Source organism: Candidatus Electrothrix sp. (assembly GCF_052785085.1).
This window is the reverse complement of the sequence record NZ_JALAAI010000014.1, coordinates 1-16,344: the sequence shown is the minus strand read 5'-3', so window position 1 is coordinate 16,344 and position 16,344 is coordinate 1. Positions and strand designations below refer to the sequence as shown.

Annotated in this window: 12 protein-coding genes; 11 read left to right on the top strand and 1 reads right to left on the bottom strand. The window is 45.8% G+C overall.

Going from position 1 to position 16,344, the window contains the following annotated elements:
* The first annotated feature begins 25 nt into the window (after positions 1–25).
* The 9 genes from L2082_RS04030 to L2082_RS03990 all read left to right on the top strand — a co-directional run bounded on the left by L2082_RS04030 (position 26) and on the right by L2082_RS03990 (position 13,978).
* A complete protein-coding gene (locus L2082_RS04030; RefSeq protein ID WP_446008572.1) occupies positions 26–3,877 on the top strand; it encodes a PAS domain S-box protein in 3,852 nt (1,283 codons plus the stop codon).
* 6 nt (positions 3,878–3,883) lie between these two features.
* A complete protein-coding gene (locus L2082_RS04025; protein WP_446008571.1) occupies positions 3,884–5,080 on the top strand; it encodes a response regulator in 1,197 nt (398 codons plus the stop codon).
* A 36-nt stretch (positions 5,081–5,116) separates the two neighbouring features.
* Positions 5,117–5,806 carry a response regulator gene (locus L2082_RS04020; RefSeq protein WP_446008570.1) on the top strand — a complete coding sequence of 230 codons (690 nt, stop codon included), beginning with the start codon at positions 5,117–5,119 and terminating at the stop codon, positions 5,804–5,806.
* Entirely contained in the window at positions 5,799–7,577 is a 1,779-nt protein-coding gene (locus L2082_RS04015; protein WP_446008569.1) for a diguanylate cyclase domain-containing protein, read from the top strand. Before L2082_RS04020 ends, L2082_RS04015 begins: the two co-directional genes overlap by 8 nt.
* A 28-nt stretch (positions 7,578–7,605) precedes the next feature.
* Entirely contained in the window at positions 7,606–9,291 is a 1,686-nt protein-coding gene (locus L2082_RS04010) for a hypothetical protein (protein ID WP_446008568.1), read from the top strand.
* 177 nt (positions 9,292–9,468) lie between these two features.
* The gene (locus tag L2082_RS04005; RefSeq protein ID WP_446008567.1) at positions 9,469–10,479 is read left to right on the top strand and encodes a caspase family protein; all 1,011 of its coding nucleotides are present in this window, start codon (positions 9,469–9,471) and stop codon (positions 10,477–10,479) included.
* On the top strand, positions 10,460–11,626 hold the full coding sequence (locus L2082_RS04000; RefSeq protein WP_446008566.1) for a hypothetical protein: 1,167 nt from the start codon (positions 10,460–10,462) through the stop codon (positions 11,624–11,626). The genes L2082_RS04005 and L2082_RS04000 overlap by 20 nt, the downstream gene beginning before the upstream one ends.
* Before the next feature lie 109 nt (positions 11,627–11,735).
* Positions 11,736–13,208, top strand: a complete 1,473-nt coding sequence (locus L2082_RS03995) for a hypothetical protein (protein ID WP_446008565.1) — start codon at positions 11,736–11,738, stop codon at positions 13,206–13,208.
* 101 nt (positions 13,209–13,309) lie between these two features.
* Positions 13,310–13,978 (top strand): lysophospholipid acyltransferase family protein, encoded by a 669-nt coding sequence (locus tag L2082_RS03990; protein ID WP_446008564.1) that lies wholly within the window; start codon positions 13,310–13,312, stop codon positions 13,976–13,978.
* Between the two features lie 113 nt (positions 13,979–14,091).
* Here the strand turns inward: L2082_RS03990 and L2082_RS03985 are convergent, their stop codons facing one another.
* Positions 14,092–14,382, bottom strand: coding sequence for a hypothetical protein (locus L2082_RS03985; protein WP_446008563.1), 291 nt, complete (start codon positions 14,380–14,382; stop codon positions 14,092–14,094).
* 100 nt (positions 14,383–14,482) lie between these two features.
* On the opposite strand from L2082_RS03985, the gene L2082_RS03980 reads away from it, so the two are divergent.
* Both L2082_RS03980 and L2082_RS03975 read left to right on the top strand, forming a co-directional pair.
* Complete coding sequence (locus L2082_RS03980; RefSeq protein ID WP_446008562.1) at positions 14,483–14,983, top strand: helix-turn-helix domain-containing protein; 501 nt, start codon at positions 14,483–14,485, stop codon at positions 14,981–14,983.
* A 91-nt stretch (positions 14,984–15,074) separates the two neighbouring features.
* On the top strand, positions 15,075–16,028 hold the full coding sequence (locus L2082_RS03975; RefSeq protein ID WP_446008561.1) for a ketopantoate reductase family protein: 954 nt from the start codon (positions 15,075–15,077) through the stop codon (positions 16,026–16,028).
* Positions 16,029–16,344 lie beyond the last annotated feature (316 nt).

Genomic DNA, 16,344 nt, shown 5'->3' with positions numbered 1-16,344 from the left:
GCGGAATTGCTGCGGAGCGTAGCGAATGAAGTATAGTAATATAGTGTTTCTATATATTATCATGGCGATAAGCTTGGTCGTTCTTGTGCTCTTTGGCGGCGGCCTTGTTTTTTACATGCATCAGCAGGAACTTGTCCGGGAAGATATCAAGACCTATCGCTACTCTCTGACTCAGGAGGCTGAGCGGATTCGGCAGACTTTTGACCAGATCGCTGGTGTTTCGCGGTTATTGTCAGACAACCCTGTTATTATTAGCATGATGAATAGTTATATACGTCATGTTGAACCAACAGAAGTGGCTCAAAAAATTGTAAAAAAAAATTTAGGAGCCGTTGCAGATGTTAACAATATCACGGCTGTTTTCTTGCTTGATCTTGAAGGAAAATGTGTCTATGGGACAGTGCCTGAAACAATAGGCAAGGACTATGGTTTTGCAGGTTTTTTTCATGATGCCATAGTTGATGGGTATGATCTCTATGCCTCAATGAACCTAGCTACCCGGCAGAATGAAGTGTATTATGCCCGGGCTATTAAAAACGGTAACCGCCCGCTTGGAATGATTGTTCTGAAGATTAGTCTGGATATTTTCCACCTTCGCTCCTTCAGCACAGCCTTTACTGCTACACCGCCTGAATCCGAAGAAATGCGTATTGGTTTATCGACAGATAATAATATTCTTTTTAATACAACAGCAAACCTTGTTTCTCTGCGGCCTTTGAATAGAGATCAGCAAGAATATCTACGGCACAGTAAGCAATTTCCACTGGATCAGATACAATCATTAGACATTATACCCTATGGCCTTGAACTCTTAGAGAAAATTGGTTTTTTGAGTACAAGGGATTCTGCTGGTGTTGACTATTATCTGTTTTTTCAGCCCCTGATTGGAGATGACCTTGCTTTGATTCATATTGTGCAAAAGGCCTGGTTTGAAGAAAATTATCGACCAGCTTCCCTGGGGTCATCCAGTTTTATCATGTTGCTTTGTTTGATGCTGCTGATCATGCTTGCCTTGCTCTATATGGCAAATGGACATCATCGTCAGGCACTATTGACAGCAGCGACACTGGAGCGCGAAGCAGAACAGCGGGTTCAGGATAAAGAAAAATATGAGGCAATTGTTAACCGGAATCCCCAGGGGTTTTGGTTGATTGATTTTGCATCAGGGATCATTATTGAGGTGAATCAGAGCCTTTGTCTTCTTTTGCAAAGGTCGGCAAAAGAGATTATTGGTCATAATATTCATGAATTTCTCGTAACAAAGGATCTGTATCCTGGGGAAGAAAAGAGGCAAAAAGGGCAAGGCAGTGAAAATTGTTTTGATCTTTCCCAGGAAGGGCTGTTACGCTTAGAAGATGGTGCGTTGCTCCATGTTCTGATCACCTCTTCGTGTATAACTCTGCCTGGTAGCAAGAAGAAAACCTGTTTTTCTTTTTTTACAGATATTTCTGAGCGAAAAAAGGAACAGGAGCAGCTTTTTCTTTTTTCTCAGGCTGTTGAGCAGAGTACCAGTGCCATTGTTATAACTGATAGTTCTGCAAATATTGTTTATACAAATTCTTTTTTTAGTGAATTAACAGGCTGTACCCGGGAAGAACTGTACGGCACAAATCCTGATATTCTGACGGCCGGAGAAAAGGATACTCCTGTCTGTAAAGAAATATGGCGTACCCTTAAAAATGGAGGAACCTGGAAAGGATTCCTGAGGAATACTAGGAGGAACGGAGAGAAATACTGGGAAGGCCAGACTGTTTGTCCTTTATATGATCGGTATACAAAGGAGATCAGTTATTACCTGGCCATAAAAAATGATATTACTGAGCGGCTTGACTTAGAGAAGAAATTCAGGGCCCAGTTGGCCAAGCTTGAACTGATTGTTGAGCATGCTGCTATAGGGATTGTTCGGATTATTGGGACGGATTTTGTTTGGGTCAGTGGGGTGGCTGCAAGGATGTTTGGCTATACTGATAAGGATGCCTTTATAGCAAGTTCATTCTCAGTGCTTTTTGATAATCAGGAAGTATTTGAACAGGCCTATGAGCGGGCCTTGTTGTCCTTTGAAGCGAATCGTGTCTTTCAAGAGGATCATCTGATGCGTCGCCGGGATGGGAGTGAGTTTTGGTGTTCATTAACCGCTAAAATCATTGATTGTACGGATCCCGAACAGGGTGCAATTTGGATCACCAAGGATATCAGCCGTCAAAAGGAAGAGGAGCAGCAGCTGCAATTAGCCCGGGACAGGGCAGAGCAGGCGAATCGGGCCAAAAGTGATTTTCTTGCTAATATCAGTCATGAAATTCGTACGCCTATGAATGCTATTATCGGCATGAGCAGGCTCGCATTAGACACCCCTCTTGATGAGGAGCAGCTACGTTATATTGGGACAGTGAACAAGGCAGCAGAATCTCTGCTTGGTTTATTGAACGATCTTCTTGATTTTGCAAGAATTGAAGAGGGAAAACTTCAATTGGAACCAACTGTTTTTTCCCTTGAAGAGAGTATTCAGGATGCTGTGCGGACGGTTGCGTTTCAGGCTGAGGAAAAAGGATTACACCTGCATTATAATATTGATCCCAAGGTGCCCTGTTCTTTGTATGGCGATGCAATGCGGTTACGCCAGATTTTTGTAAATCTTTTGAATAATAGTATAAAGTTCAGCAAGAAAGGGGAAATTTCCATTCAGGTTTTTCTACGGGAAAGTGATCATGAGGAAGTCCTGCTGGAGTTTCGGGTAAAGGATCACGGTATTGGTATTGCCCCGGAAAGACAGGGAGATATTTTTGAGCGCTTTGTTCAGGTTGACACCAGTACCAGCAGGGATTTTGAAGGAACTGGTCTGGGGCTGACAATATGTTATAGGCTGTGCAAAATGATGGGTGGAAATATTGGTGTTGACAGTATTCTTGGCCAGGGGAGTACCTTCACCTTTACAGCTCGTTTTAAGCAGATTGCTGACAAAGAATCGGCTCTTGTTGGTGTGACACCGGATAACAACGAAGCATTACAAGGCTTGCGTATTTTGGTGGTTGATGATAATGAATCAAATCGTTTTCTTGCTAAGGCGATGTTTCAGAAGGATAACCATCAGATTATTGAAGCGGAAAATGGCCTTGAAGCACTTCGCATCCTGCTTGATCATCATTTTGATGTTATTCTCATGGATGTGCAAATGCCGATCATGGACGGGTTAACGGTCACTAAGATTATACGGGCTTGTGAGCAGAAGAAATATCAGTCCGTAGAGAATCATACATTACCCACAGAGGTAACAGAAGAGTTTACAGAAGCATTACAGTATAGGCTGACAGGTGGTCATATGCCGGTTGTTGCCTTGACAGCACATGCTATGAAAGAGGATAAACAGCGATGTCTGGATGCCGGGATGGACGGGTATGCAGTCAAGCCCTTTAAAACAAAGGAAATCTACCAGGCTTTTCAGCAGACAGGTTGTGTTGACGGAGAAGTGAAGACCAGAATGAAAAAAAAACAACAGGACGATACTTCTATGCGAGAAGAAAAAAAAGAAAACGATAATGCCCTTCTTACAAATGTTGCTGAACATCTCAAAAACATATACAGTCTTGAGCCAGACCAAGTGGAACAGATGATACAGCTGTCCTCTTGTTCCATAGCCGAGACTCTTGAACAGGCATGGCAGGCAGTGACAGCGAATGATTATAAAGCATTGTCCGCAGCAGGGCATAAGGCCAAAGGCATCCTCCTTGGTGTGGGACTGAAAGATGAGGCTGAGCAGGCAAGAGAAATTGAGGTTGCGAGTAAAGAAGAACAGGAGGCCGATTATAGTGCTCTGTTGGGGCAACTGGAGGATAATCTTCGTGCCTTATTACAGCTGACTTCCGGGGAAAGCAGGAGCTGATCGCGCATGAAAGTAATTTTTTGCGAAGAATGTGGCGGAAAGAATATTGTTGCAGATGAGCAGCTGGAGCGTATTGATAATACACCGCTTGGGTGCCAGATTTGCGGGAATATTATCTCGCAGGAAACGATAATTCCCCACCTCCGTTCATCAGAGCCTATTAATACCCTGCATTATCATCTTCTGCTGATTGATGATGATTTTGCCCATCTCCAGTTGATGAAGACAACGTTGGAGAAAGAATATACGGTTTCAATCGCTTCAACCGGAGTACATGGACTTGAGCTGGCAGCAGAACGGAAACCGGATCTTATCCTTCTGGATCTGAGCATGCCTGGCATGGATGGATATGAGGTCTGTAAGCGTTTGAAAGAAAACCCTGTTACCCGGAAAATTACCGTTATTTTTGTCAGTGCTCGTGACGACAAGGATGACGAATATAAAGGGTTTACCCTGGGAGCTGTTGATTATATCAACAAACCGATAAATCTTCAAATTCTGAATGCAAGAATCACAGTCCAACTTCGCCTGAAGCAACTTGTTGATCAGCAGAAAAAACAATCTGATAGCCTTATTAACTCACTGCATCAGGATAATATTGAGATTGAGCAGCAACTTGAGCGTTTGCAGCAGGAGAAAAATAATCAACTGGCCTTACTTGATCTTGTTCAGGACAGGTTGATTATAGAAAATACAGAAGGACGAATACTCTGGGTCAATAAGGCGACCCGTGATTTTTGCAACATGCGGCTTTCTGAGCTTGTTGGTTCCCTGCGCCATGAAGTACTTCAGGATCCCAGCTTTTATTGTGCAGAATGCTCTTCTCTGGGAGAAAGAGCGATGTCTGAAGAGCAGCAAGAAAATAATCAGGTACAAACTTTGCATATACCATTTTTTGATGAGAACGAAGAGATGCAAGGTGTTGCTCATGTTATTCAGGAGCAGGGAGGTGGGCAGGTCAATGACAGTGAACAAATTTGTCAAGCTGCAGAATCAGCTGTGAACGACTTTATTGATAAAAATCGGAAAGCGATACGGGATAACCTGGCAACCATACTCTTTGGGATTGACGCGATAGGTAGTTTGCTCAGACAAAACAAAGATCTTGAAACAGTCAGTCGTCCTGTTACCAAGGCAGCTGAAGAATTAGATCGTATTGTATGTACCTTGCTGGATTTTCAGCAAGCTGATAAAAAATCGTGAGCAGCTTTCTTTTTAACCCTTTGGGCAGCATTGAAAATGAAAAATGTCTTAATTGTTGATGACGATCTTGGTTTTCAGAGATTACTGGGGATCAGTCTTAAAAAATATAAAAAAGATTTTGAAGTTATTCTTTCCAATAACGGCGAGGAGGCAATCGGTATTCTTAATCGAAAACCGATTGATCTCATTGTTACGGATTTGCAGATGCCAAAGATTGATGGCCTCACGTTACTGGCATATATTAATGATGCTTTTCCCAAAATGCCTTGTGTAATCATGACGGCCCATTCAACCCCGGAAATAGAGAAACAATTTGCTCAAACCGGGCAACGCTTGCTGAAAAAACCTTTTACTATTAATAAACTGGTTGAGGCGGTACAGGAGGCTTTGGTTCCGCAGTCCCCTGGCGGGATGCTGCAAGGCATTTCTGTTGCCAATTTCCTGCAGATGATAGCGTTGGAACAGAAGACCTGTTTGTTGGAGATTAGGTCCACAAGTAATGAGAAAGGCTTTTTTTATATAGAGAACGGAGAAGTCTTTGATGCGGCCTTTAAGGGATTAAATGGAGAAGAGGCTGCTTATTCCTTGATTGGTCTTGAGGGAGCAAGTATAAGTTTTACAGATATACCTAGTTCACATAAGGTAAAAAAGCGCATCAACTCAAGCCTCATGGGCCTTATTATGGAGGCTATGACCCGTAAAGACGAAACTGTTGGTAATGCCTGACTCGGAAAAAAAACCATATTTCTGCGATGATAAAACGTCTCCGTATATCCTGATTGTTGATGATAGTCGAAGTGACGTCTGCCTGCTGGAGTCTATCCTCCGATCACATGGGTTTGTCTCCCAGGCTCTTTTTGATCCAACAACAGTTCTAGCTCATTGCCGTACGGCCCCACCTGAAGTAGTTTTGCTCGACATCAGTATGCCTGAATTGAACGGTTTTCAGGTATGCGCCCAACTGAAAAACGACCCTGTACTTTGTAACATCCCTATCCTTTTTTTGACGGCCATGAGTGATGTGGCCGACAAGATTCGTGGTTTTCAAGCCGGAGGCTCTGATTTTCTGGTGAAACCCTATGAGCCTTCTGAGTTGATAGCCCGGGTTTCAACGCAGATCAGTTTACGGAGGGCTCAGCATGAACTTGCTTGCCGAAATCAGGAACTCAAAGAAGAAATTCGCGATAAAGAAAGAGCACATGCTGCCTTACTGGACAGCGAGTCCCGCAATGAGGCAGTTCTCAATAATGCAGCTGTATGTATAGGTCTTCTCTCTCTTGATGGAACCTATGAAATGGTGAATGGTCTGTATGCTGAGGTTTTTGGTTATTCTCGGGAAGAGTTTCAGGATATGCGGCTTCAGGATATTATCCATCCTGATTTTATTGATGAAACAGAGGAGGTCATGGAGTATATCCGTTATGGACAGCAAGAGCAGCATTATGCAGATAAGAAATTTGTTCATCAGGACGGCTCTGTCTTTCCAGGAGGGCACTGGATCAGTCCACGAAGGACAGGAGATGGTATCTGTAATGGTTTTGTCTGTATCATCAGTGATCTGACAGAACAGAAAAAAGCTGAAGACGAGCTACGACTTGCCCATACGGTCTTTGAAACCAGCTCAGAAGGGATGCTGGTTACAGATGCGGATAATCGCATTATTATGGTGAATCCGGCCTTTACAGCAATAACCGGGTATCATCGGGAACAGGCCCTGGGGAGAGATCCTTCTTTTTTAAAGTCTGATCGGCAGGATAACGAGTTTTATGAGGATATGTGGCGGATTCTGCTGCGGAATAATAGTTGGCAGGGGGAGATCTGGAATCGTCGTCGTAATGGAGAAGAGTATCCGCAATGGCTATCTATTGCAGTTATCCGTAAGTCCAATACGAATATTTCCCATTATGTTGCCTTATTTTCTGATATCAGTGAACGGAAGCAGGCTGAGGAGATTCTTCGTTATCAGGCAATGCATGACCCGCTGACCCGACTGCCGAATCGTGTTATGTTTGATGAACGTCTGCGCAGCTCACTCTCCCGGGCCAAACGTCTCAACAGTCGGGTAGCTTTGCTTTATCTGGATCTGGATAATTTTAAGATAATTAATGATAACCTGGGCCATCTTGTTGGTGACCGGGTTTTGCAGGTGGTTGCTGATCGGCTGCGGGATTGTTTGCGTCTGGAAGACTTTGTTGCCCGTATTGGCGGAGATGAGTTTTCCGCCATTATTGATGATGTTCATTCCATAGACGATGCTGTTGCCACAGCAGAGCGCATCGTAACCTCTTTGGCTGATGTTGATTGTTCTGCTGAAGGTGAACATATTCAGACCAGTATTGGCATTGCCTTATATCCAGATCACGGTACAAAACCAGAAAGTCTGTTACAGCATGCTGATAAGGCCATGTATACTGCAAAGCATTTTGGCAAAGGGCGGAGTTTTCTTGCTGGAACGTCCTCAGATGAGAATGACCGCAGAGAGCAGAAGAAAACGTGACAGATAGCTACTGAATGAGGAGGAGAACATGGCTACACCGGAAGGGAAGCATAATTGCTTTTTATTGAATTTCTTTAAAGGGGCTACGGAGACATCTTCAGAGCAACCGACACCAAATGAACCTGAACCCTTAGAGGCAACTGAGACAACTGATTCTGCTCAAGGATCGGAGCCGGAGGACAGCAGCAGTGATACCTTAGATGATGTTGATAACGTAGGTAATGCTGGTGACGGAGACCAGGTAATATCAGAAAAGTCGGAAAAACCGGAAAATCTGCCAGAGGAGTTATTGGCAGATCCTGTTGCCTTTATGGAAAAACTGCCTGTAAAGTATGATGAACAAGGCCAGGTGCTCAACGCAGTTCAATCATTATTTGATGATGAAGCTATTCAGGAGATGACCTTTGTTGATGCCCGTGATGCACATCGGAAAGAACTCACTGAGCTGGATGTAATCGCAGCTGGCAGGGCCGCGTTTGCAGAAAACGATCAGGCAGACCGTTTTACTGATACTTTTTCCTATTCTGGTTTACAGGGGATGGAAGAGAATAACTTGACCAGTGCCCGTTTGGCTGAACAACCCTGGTCTGATGATTATTGGGCCATGTATCTGGGAATGCTGGGCCATCGTTATGCTGATGCTGGTTTTCCTAAGTCATTGGATTGGAAGGTCAATTTTGAGTATATTCAAGGCAGGCCTGCTTTGCAGATTGTGGAGAGCAATGATAGCGATGCTGTGAATCGACTCTCTCCTTCGGAAAAATACGATATTTTGGTTGGGGATAAAAAGATGACCCTGACCAACAAGATGTGGGAGGAAGGAAAGGCACGCTATATCCGCACTGGACAGGTAGAGCCGTGGATGGGGCTTTGTCACGGCTGGGCTCCGGCTGCTTATATGCTTCCCCGACCTACTCATTCGGTAACAGTGCTTGCCGCAGATGGCAAGACATTTATTACCTTTTATCCGTCCGATATTAAGGCCCTGGCAACCTTGCTCTGGGCACAGGTAAAATATAGCTCCCGTTTTATCGGTGGGCGTTGTAATGAAAAGAAGCCAGCAGTTGATCCACAGACCGGACGGATTCTGCCGCAGAAATGTTTTGATACCAATCCTGGAACTTGGCATCTTGCCGTGGTCAACCAGATCGGTGTTTCAGGCCGCAGTATGGTCCTTGATGTCACCTATGATTATGAAGTCTGGAATCAGCCCATTGTTGCCTATAAGTACAGGCTGTTTAACCCGAAAAAGAGAGGTTATGCCCGTTCCTTGGCTGAGGCATCTGTGCTGAAAGCAAGTTTTGATACGGACAGATTCAAAAAGTATCGGGATAGAGAGACTGATACCATTGTTGGTGTTGCCATGGATCTTTCGTATCTTGTTGAGACCAACCCAGAGCAATATTCTCCAGACAGCTCACAGTACGACAGGGTGCAGACAGTTCGTTATTATTATGATTTGGAGCTTGATGGCCTTGGTAATATTATTGGTGGCGAGTGGTATCAGAATGCCCATCCTGATTTTCTCTGGACTCCTGAAAAAGGCATCAGGGCAGTTACTTACTGGGAGGAACGCTATGGACTTTCAGGAACCTGGAAAACTGAGGAACCGCTTCCTGCGAAATGGCAAGAGGTTGCAGCAACGACATCAGGGTATCAGAAGGCCCCCTTGGCTGCCATTGTGGAGCAGTTGATCAGTTTTGCCAATACCTGATTGATTGAATTTTTGTAGGGGTAAACCTGTGTGTTTACCCTTGTTGCCGCCCGGAAAATAAAGGGCAGACATGTAGGTCTGCCCCTACAATAGAAAATATTCGAATATCATGTATATTCAGCAACATGTTGTGGCAATAATCGCGTTATGTGCTTTCATCATAAGCGGTTGAAAAAGATGAAAAATAAACACCATGCGATCGTTATCGGGCTGAACAGCTATCCGGTGAGCGGCCTGTCTCCATTAAAAGGCCCGGTTAATGATGCTGAGGATTTTTCAGCTTGGCTGCGTGACCCTCAAGGTGGTAATCTCCCGGAAGAGCACATCCAGTGTATCTTATCATCGGATTTTGCCAAGGATGCGTCTTTGCCCTTTCCCAACCAGATTGAAGTCTTGTTTGAGCCTTTTATCACCAAGGGTGTGCAGGGGAGATGCGGTGAACGGCTTTATGTTTTTGTTGCTGGTCATGGCTTTGGGGATCCCGGTGATATGGGGACAACAGCTCTCTATGCTGCCAATGCCCGAAAGATGTTTCCCTGGCATGTAGCGATTACAGATTATGTGGATTGGTTGCAGCGTCATGCGGTTTTTGATGAGATTGTGTTGTTGATGGACTGTTGCCGCACCATAAATGTATATCATGAGGTGAAAGAACCCCAATATCCCACAAGTAAGGGGCGGATTGGTGCAGATAAGGTGCGTTTTTTTTACGCCTTTGCAGTGGGTAGAGGACGAATCGCCCGGGAAAGGCGTTTTGAAGATGGCAGGGATTCGGGTATTTTTACCCGAGCAATTCTCCATGCCTTAGAGACAGCCTCTCCAAAGGATGGAAAAATTACCGGGCAGCAGCTCAAGAACCAAATTCACAATAGTATTGGCAAGTTTGCCGGGGATATTCAGATAGAGCCGCCTGTGATCAGGTTGGATTCCTCTCAGGATATAACCTTTCTGCATCGAAAATCGGCCCGGACCGTTCCAGTCCAGGTGCGGTTGGAACCTTATAATGGTGATGAAACCTTGCTTCTTTCTGATGGTAATTTTCAACAAATCCGGGAAGATCAGGCAAAGGGAGCAAAGGGGGCCATGCGTACTCTGGAGCTGGAGCCTGGACTTTATAAGATTGCTGTAAAAAATACAGATCGTCAGCAAATATTTGAGGTGCCCAACCATGCAGAAATCATTGTCTGATAAGCAGGTCAGACTCAGCGTTCGATCTCATGAGCGTTTGAGCGAGATTTTTTTGGTGAACAGCCGATTCGAGAAGATAGCTGCTGCTGTGGGATACCTTGAGACCTCTGTTCATCCAGGTCTTTATAAGGCTCGATTCCGCATCGGACAAACGCAGGTTGATCAACTGATTGAGGTGCATCCGGGAGCAGAGGTGCTGGAGATTGACGGTATCCCGGTGGATTTCAGTTCGCCTGTCCCCCTTGTTGGAATCAACACTGGGCAGGAAAAGCAAGAACTGTATCGAAACGCTGCTGAAACAATTTCACGATCAGATCCTGAGAAAAAAGGGGAGGGGGCGTGGCTTTTTCTTTGTATACGGGAAATCGCCGAGTTTGAGGCTGAGGCTGCTCCCTGGACCGGAGTGACCCTGCATGACCTTGAAGGTTCGCTGATTGCGGAACCTGGCCTGGGTATCTGTGATCAGGAAAACGGATATTTCGCCCTCCATCTTGAGGTGAATCCAGGAACCTACCGCCTGCGGGTAGAAGAGGAACCCGGAGAATTTTACGAGATTTTTGTACGAACGGTCGCAGGCTGGCAGACCCAGGTCTTTGCTGTGTCAGAGGCGGCCTGGCTTCCTGATGTTGCGGACGACCATCGGGCTGCTCTGCCCTCTGTTGCTGTGCTGATGGTGGAAGCAGGGCAGGGCTTTGATGGGGAAAATGAGACAAGTCGTCAGGTCGAGTTGCTTCGGCTCGGTCTGCTGCACGGGCGTCAGGTGGTTACAGAGACAGTTGTGTCTGATTTGCTCAAACAAGAGCACCTTAATCCTATGCAGGTTATTCTGGTTGCGCATTCGCTGTCAGGGCAAGGGAAACTTAACGTTGTTCTGCTCACCGCCTTATTGAAAAAACTCCCTGCTGAATGTGTTGAGCATCCCGATATTCAGGCCCTTATGCTCAATAAACTCACGGATGAGCGGCCGGCTTTTCCGGCTCCGCCCATGCTTCGCACCAGTTGGGATCGCATTGTGAAAGCGGTTGAACAAAGAAAGGCGATTGTACCTCCTGGTTCCTTGGCTGCGCAACTTGCTGACGGGGTGATTAAGACCTCGCTTTGGCTTGTTCATCGACCGGACAGGCTGGAGGTGGAAAAAGAGATGTAGATCGGTTTGTAAGATGTTTTGTTATGCGGTGAAGACGGCTTGATGCGTTTTTTCAGGCAGAAGTACGGGACTATCCAGAGGAAAAATATTCATACAATGAGGAGGAGTTATGTCTGGGGAACAGGAAAAAGAGATGAATACCAGTGTACAGGAATTTCATGAGAACCCTGTGGAGTTCATGGAGCGTATCCCTCCGAAATATGATGGGGAAAAACCGGATTCCTCAGATGCGACGAGTCTCTTTGATCAGGCAGATATTGAGCAGAGTACCCATGTGGAGGCCCGTGATGACCTGCGTCAACAGGTTACCGAGAAAGATGAAATCGCGGTGGGCAGGGCTGCTTTTGCTGATAATGATGAGGCAGATGGCTTTGTTGATGAATTTCGTTTTTCCGGCTTACAAGGCATGGAAGACAACGGACTCATGCGGGCTGAGTTGCCCGAGTCTCCCTGGTCTGATGATTACTGGGCATTCTATCTTGGTTCTCTGGGTAAGCGGTATGCAGACCCTAACTTTCCAGGTTCAATGGATTGGAAAGAAAACTATGATTATATCCAGAATAATCCTGCTGCTGAAATTGTCGCGCAAGGAAACGCAGACGCGATCAATCGCCTTTCACCGGCGGAAAAATACGATATCCTGGTTGGAGATACAGAGTATTCTCTGACCCGCAAGATGTGGGATCAGGGAAGGAAGTATTATGTCCGGGATGGACAGGTTGAGGCCTGGATGGGACTTTGTCACGGTTGGGCCCCAGCTGCGTATATGTTACCTCGGCCCACAGGAACCGCAACGGTGCTGGCAGCTGATGGGCAAACGTATCTGACCTTTTACCCTGCTGATGTGAAGGCATTAGCCACCTTACTCTGGGCAAAGGTGAAATATCATTCCCGTTTTATCGGTGGCCGTTGCAATGATAAAGACCCGGCCAAGGATTCACAGACAGGTAGAATTCTCTCCCAGATTTGCTTTGACACAAATCCTGGCACCTGGCATTTGGCAATGGTGAACCAGATCGGAGTTTCTCAGCGTAGCATGATCATGGATGCTACCTATGATTATCAGGTATGGAATCAACCGATCCTATCCTATAGTTATCGCTATTTTAATCCAAAGACCATGTACTATGCCAGCTCAGTGGATGGGGCAGGGGTTGCGGTTAGTGATTTCTCCAATGATAAGTTTGCCCGGTTTCGCAGTAATGAGACAGACAGCATTGTCGGGATTGAGATGAAGGTATCCTATCTTGTTGAGACAGCCCCAACTCATTCAGAAAAGGACGGTGCTACAAATGATCATGTGAAGAGCGTTGTGTATCTATACGATCTTGAGCTTGATTTTGCAGGTAATATTATTGGTGGGGAATGGTATCAGAATGCCCATCCTGATTTTCTCTGGACCCCGCTTCAGGGAGAGCGAATTGTGACAGCAGCAGAACACCATATTTCGTTGAACGAGCAATGGCAGAGCGGCCAGCCGATAGCCCAACAATGGCGGCAGAGTGCCTCAATGGCTGCGGAATATGAGCAGGCTCCTTTGGCAGCAATTGTAGAACAGCTGATTGCCTTTGCCAATAGCTAAAGAGCGGATAATTCCATCCCTTCCCTTGGGCGGGGTGCTTCATATAACTTCCATCTTGCCCCTCTTTTTTTGGGGGGAAGGATAACAAAAGATCTGTCTTTGTGAATAACCTTGTTTATAAAACATCGCTTGCAGTTGTCCCCCGGCTTTATGTTACCTTGACCCGTCTCTGGTTTGGCACCTGCCCGGTTCAGATTCGGGGAAAGGAAAACCTGGACAAGGTGATGGATCAAGGGGCTGCGGTGGTGCCATTTTGGCATTACTCTGTCTTTTATATGCTTTACCATCTTCGCCAATATCCAGGCGTGGCTATGGTGAGCGCAAGCAAGGATGGCGAGTATATTGCACGGGTGGCAGAACTTCTCGGTTTTGAGACGGTACGTGGTTCTGCCAATCGTTTTGGAGTCAGGGCATTAAAGGGCATGGTGAACCATGTGAAACAGGGCAAGAATGCAGGGATCGTGGCTGATGGTTCCCAAGGCCCTGCTCTGAAAATGCAGCCTGGTGCTATCATGCTGGCGGCAAAGTCGGGTTCGCCGATTATGCCCATTGTGTGGGCGACAAAACGCTATAAGGTTTTTAATTCCTGGGATCATTCGGTTGTCCCTATGCCGTTGAGTCCCATTATTTTGCAGTACGGTGATCTGATCTACGTGGAGCCCAAGTTGACCTCACAGCGGGTGGAGGAATACCGGCAACAGGTGGAAACCGCCATGATACATATGTATCAGCAGTTGTGGCAAGATGTTGGCAAGCAGGGCCATGTGTAATGTTTGTTAATATATTTGGTAACATGCTTGGTAAGGTAGAGTGATGAGGTTGGGCATGATTTTTTAAGTGCTGTCCCTTATTGGACAAGTTATCGAAAAAGTTATTTTTCAGCTCAGGCATCTGAAAATTCTTCTAACCAAAGCTGAATATTATAACATTCTGGCAGACTGGCGGAACGTACGAGGCATGTGACATCCACCTCCTGGCCGTCCTGACCAAGAGGTGTGGAGGCATGTACGATAAAGGTGGAGGCATGGGTGTATTCATTATCAGCTGGAACTGTTACAAAGTTACGGAAAAAGCCTTGTTTTTCATTCAGTTTGATGTGGGTGACGTCTATTACAGATCCTTTGATTCTGGTCTTCAGGTGGCAAGCTGAAGGGAGTGGTTGGGTTGCTGTCATTTTTTTCTCCTCGCATTCTTTTTATTAGTAGAAAAACGGATTGACGATAAATAATATTTAAAAAATAATATTGTATTTTCTATATTCCAGAAAGGGAATCATGTCAACAAGAAAAAATATAAAAAAATATAAAAATAATTTCACGGCAGCATGGGAACGTATAAAAGAAGAGACAAATATATCTAATTTTAATGGGTTGAGTGAGATAGTCGGTAAAACGCAACCAAGTATATCCGCACGAAAAAAAGCAGGGGATTTTCCTATTGAATGGGCCTATCTGGTTGCTAAGGAATATAACCTTTCCACTGAGTGGATTCTTACAGGAAAGGGATTGAAATGTCTATCAACGGAGGGAAAAAAGACAGGAAGTTATCAACGGCCTGTTGTTGCGGAAAAACAGCAGAATGAGGTTGCAGAATCAACAGAAAAATACGAGGAAATACTCCCATGTGGGGAAGAGAGAGAGCGTTTTTTAGAACTTTTAAAATCATGGTTGCTCGAACTGGAAGAGACTGATCCTAAAAGAATTTATTGGTTTGAATGTGCTTTTGAAGATAGGTTTCCTGAATTTAAAGCGTGGAAAAAGATAAATAAAGATTGAAAAAGTTATATAAAGGTTGTGGTATAAGATTCGTTATAATGCTCTGTGGTGTGATTATTTATTCCAATGCGTTCCATAAAAGGTTTTTCTTGTGCGAATATTGATTTACGGCGGCGGAGCAGTCGGATTAGGGCTTGCCAGTTGCCTGCTCAAGGCAGGGGAGCAGGTTGATATTCTTACCCGACAGGGTACGCAGCGCAAGCTGCAACAGAACGGTTTAATCCGGATCGGCATTTTTGGTGAGCATCATGCTGGCCCGGGGGAGTTTGGTTGTTTTGTCCGAACCGATGATTTGCCTGATACGCCGTACGATCTCATTCTCGTCTGTACCAAATCCTTTGATTCGTCCACAGTGGCCCAGGAACTTGCAGGGCACCCAGCCTTGCTGCATGAGCAGAGTGGTATTATCCTGGTGCAGAACGGTTGGGGCAATGCTGAGATCTTTGCCGGGCATTTTCCGGCAGCTCGCATTTTCAATGCACGGGTGATCACGGGTTTTTGCAGACCTGAAAGCAATCAGGTGGATATTACCGTCCATGTCCAACCCATCCATATTGGCAGCCTGTTTGGCGGCGATTTGTCCGGGATAGAAGGTGTTTGCCGTAAAATTGATCAAGGCGGTATTCCCTGTGAGTCTGACCCGGATATTGACCGTGATCTCTGGGCCAAGATGCTGTTCAACTGTGCCCTGAATCCTCTGGGCGCAATTTTTAATGTACCCTATGGTGCCTTGGCAGAGCAGGAAAACTCCCGTCAGATTATGGATGAGGTCATTCGCGAGATTTTTTCGGTGATGGAGACGGCTGGCTATCGCACGCATTGGCGGAGTGCTGCCGAGTACCTTGAAGCCTTTTACGGCACCATCGTTCCGCTGGCGGCCAAGCATCGCTCGTCTACTTTGCAGGATATTCAAGCTGGCAAGAAAACCGAGATTGATGCCCTGAGCGGGGCGGTGATTCGCCTGGGAAAGGAATACGGGATTGCGGTGCCCTGCAATACGATGTTGTATAATATGATTCGGTTTATGGAGCGCAGAGGTGACTGACACCTATCGGTTGGTGTATTCTGTTGATCCAGACCAACATGTCATGCATATCCTTCGGATGTGGTCACATTATGAATAGCGCATCATTGGGGCAAAAGGGGATGATAGGATGCGGCTTCTGCATCAGAGCAGATGGTGCGCAGGGTGAACCCTGCATGGCTACAGCTCCCGATGTGAGGTGGCACAGTCTAATGGCACGACCTTAAGTGGTTGACCACAGGATTACGCCGTTTGTCTTCTTGGTACTGTCAAACGAGGGTAGGCCTTTGGACGACGCTTCACAGCCCGCGGTTCACTGCGACCTGGTCTATTTCCT

Excerpts from the sequence above, each read along its gene's own strand:
- L2082_RS04030 (WP_446008572.1), top strand. The coding sequence starts at position 26 with ATGAAGTATAGTAATATAGTGTTTCTATATATTATCATGGCGATAAGC.
- L2082_RS04025 (WP_446008571.1), top strand. The coding sequence starts at position 3,884 with ATGAAAGTAATTTTTTGCGAAGAATGTGGCGGAAAGAATATTGTTGCA.
- L2082_RS04020 (WP_446008570.1), top strand. The coding sequence starts at position 5,117 with ATGAAAAATGTCTTAATTGTTGATGACGATCTTGGTTTTCAGAGATTA.
- L2082_RS04015 (WP_446008569.1), top strand. The coding sequence starts at position 5,799 with ATGCCTGACTCGGAAAAAAAACCATATTTCTGCGATGATAAAACGTCT.
- L2082_RS04010 (WP_446008568.1), top strand. The coding sequence starts at position 7,606 with ATGGCTACACCGGAAGGGAAGCATAATTGCTTTTTATTGAATTTCTTT.
- L2082_RS04005 (WP_446008567.1), top strand. The coding sequence starts at position 9,469 with ATGAAAAATAAACACCATGCGATCGTTATCGGGCTGAACAGCTATCCG.
- L2082_RS04000 (WP_446008566.1), top strand. The coding sequence starts at position 10,460 with ATGCAGAAATCATTGTCTGATAAGCAGGTCAGACTCAGCGTTCGATCT.
- L2082_RS03995 (WP_446008565.1), top strand. The coding sequence starts at position 11,736 with ATGTCTGGGGAACAGGAAAAAGAGATGAATACCAGTGTACAGGAATTT.
- L2082_RS03985 (WP_446008563.1), bottom strand. The coding sequence starts at position 14,382 with ATGACAGCAACCCAACCACTCCCTTCAGCTTGCCACCTGAAGACCAGA.
- L2082_RS03980 (WP_446008562.1), top strand. The coding sequence starts at position 14,483 with ATGTCAACAAGAAAAAATATAAAAAAATATAAAAATAATTTCACGGCA.